Source organism: Micromonospora sp. D75 (genome assembly GCF_018070405.1).
In the GTDB taxonomy this organism is placed as follows: domain Bacteria; phylum Actinomycetota; class Actinomycetes; order Mycobacteriales; family Micromonosporaceae; genus Micromonospora; species Micromonospora chalcea.
Map to the genome: position 1 here is coordinate 1 of NZ_JAGPXV010001088.1, position 839 is coordinate 839.

Here is an 839-nt window from a genome sequence, read left to right on the forward strand (position 1 = left end):
GTGGACACCACCCTCGCCGAGTCCGGGATCATCGGCACCGCCATCGGGCTGGCGCTGCGCGGGTACCGCCCGGTCTGCGAGATCCAGTTCGACGGCTTCGTCTACCCCGCGTTCAACCAGATCGTCTCCCAGCTCGCCAAGATGCGGGCCCGCACCGGCGGCCGTACCGCCCTGCCGGTGGTGGTGCGCATCCCGGTCGGCGGCGGCATCGGCGCGGTGGAGCACCACAGCGAGTCGAACGAGGCGTACTTCGCGCACACCGCCGGGCTGCGGGTCGTCTACTGCGCCAGCCCGGACGACGCGCACTGGATGATCCGCCAGGCCGTCGCCGGTGACGACCCGGTGATCTTCTACGAGCCGAAGCGCCGCTACTGGGTCAAGGGCGAGGTGACACCGGAGGACGCGGGGCCGCCGATGCCGCTTCACCGCGCCCGCGTCGTGCGCCCCGGCGCCGACGTCACGCTGCTGACGTACGGCGGCACCGTCGCCACCTGCGTCGCCGCCGCCGAGGCCGCGGCGCAGGAGGGCCGCGACATCGAGGTGATCGACCTGCGGTCCATCTCCCCGCTGGACGTGGCGACCATCGAGGAGTCGGTCCGCCGTACCGGGCGGGCGGTGGTGGTCCACGAGGCCCCCACGTTCGCCGGGTTCGGCGCCGAGGTCGTCGCGCAGGTGACGAGCCGGTGCTTCTACTCGCTGGAGGCGCCGGTCGAGCGGGTCGGCGGGTTCAACCTGCCGTACCCGCCGGCCAAGGTCGAGGAGGAGTACCTGCCCGACCTGGACCGGATCCTCGACGCCGTCGACCGCGTCCTGGCCGCGTGAAGGGCGAGGTACCAGTG

The 839-nt window shown here is 72.8% G+C and carries 1 protein-coding gene; it reads left to right on the forward strand.

The annotated features are described in order from the left end of the window. The coding region (locus KBX39_RS32195; protein WP_210874198.1) for an alpha-ketoacid dehydrogenase subunit beta at positions 1-822 on the forward strand (822 nt) is incomplete at its 5' end. Positions 823-839 lie beyond the last annotated feature (17 nt).